We start from the raw sequence: 1342 nt of genomic DNA, 5'->3' as shown, positions 1-1342 counted from the left end.
CGGCGGCCGAGGGCGCCGCGGCCGGGCGCACCGCCGCGACCAGGGAGATCAATCCGCCGATCACCGTCAAGGATCTCGCCGGTGCGCACAGCCAGGCGACGAAGCTCACCGAATGGCTCAGCCTCGCCCTCGACGAACCCGAGCTGCTCAAAACCCTCGGCGCCACACCGCATCTCGGCGTGTTGATCACCGGGCCTGCCGGTGTCGGCAAGGCCACCCTCGCCCGCGCGGTCACCGCACCGCGCCGGATCGTGGAACTCGACGGCCCGACGATCGGCGCCGCCGAGAGCGGCACCCGGCTGCGCGAGGTGGCCGAGGCGGTCTCCGACGCGTGTTCCGGGCAGGGCGGCATCCTGTTGATCACCGATATCGACGCGCTACTGCCCGCGCAGGCCGAGCCGGTCGCGACGCTCATCCTCGATCAGCTGCGGGCTGCGGTCGCCGAGCCGTGCGTCGCCTTCCTCGCCACCACCGCCCACCCGGCCGGGATCGACGCTCGATTGCGCGCACCCGACCTGTGCGACCGCGAACTCGCCCTCGCGCTCCCCACCGCGACAGTGCGAAAGTCCTTGCTGGAGCAACTGTTACGCCGGGTGCCGACCGGTGAGCTGAAGCTGGACGAGATCGCTTCGCGCACTCCGGGTTTCGTGGTCTCCGACCTCGCCGCGCTCTGCCGGGAGGCGGCGTTGCGCGCGGCCTCGCGGACCAGCAAGGAACACATCGATCCCCAACTCACCCAGCCGGACCTGCTCGGCGCGCTGACAGTGATTCGGCCACTGTCCCGTTCGAGCGTCGACGAACCAGCCATCGGCAGCCTCACCCTGGACGAGGTCGGCGACATGGTGGAGACCAAGCAGGCCCTCACCGAAACGGTGCTGTGGCCGCTGCGCCACCCTGACTCGTTCGCCAGGCTCGGCATCGACCCGCCGCGCGGCGTGCTGCTCTACGGCCCACCCGGCTGCGGCAAGACCTTCCTGGTGCGCGCCCTGGCAGGCGCAGGCCAGCTCAGCGTGCACACGGTCAAGGGCGCCGAGCTGATGGACAAGTGGGTCGGCTCCTCCGAGCGTGCGGTGCGCGAATTGTTCCAGCGCGCACGCGATTCCGCGCCCTCGCTGATCTTCCTCGACGAAGTGGACGCACTGGCGCCGCGGCGCGGCCAGACCGGCGATTCCGGGGTGGGCGATCGGGTGGTCGCCGCCTTGCTCACCGAGCTCGACGGGGCGGAGCCGCTGCGCGACGTCGTCGTGCTCGGCGCGACCAACCGGCCAGAGCTGATCGACCCCGCGCTGCTGCGGCCGGGACGGCTGGAGCGGCTGGTGTTCGTGCCGCCGCCGGACAGCGC

The 1342-nt window shown here is 71.7% G+C and carries 1 protein-coding gene; it reads left to right on the top strand.

Annotated features, from left to right (window positions below; all coding sequences use genetic code 11):
• Positions 1-1342 (top strand): AAA family ATPase (locus NA11_RS43630; RefSeq protein WP_174567809.1); only part of this gene is annotated, 1342 nt, incomplete at both ends.

Origin of the sequence: Nocardia altamirensis NBRC 108246, from assembly GCF_001612685.1 — a bacterium.
Classification (GTDB): Bacteria; Actinomycetota; Actinomycetes; order Mycobacteriales; family Mycobacteriaceae; genus Nocardia; species Nocardia altamirensis.
This window is presented reverse-complemented; position numbering and strand designations above follow the sequence as displayed.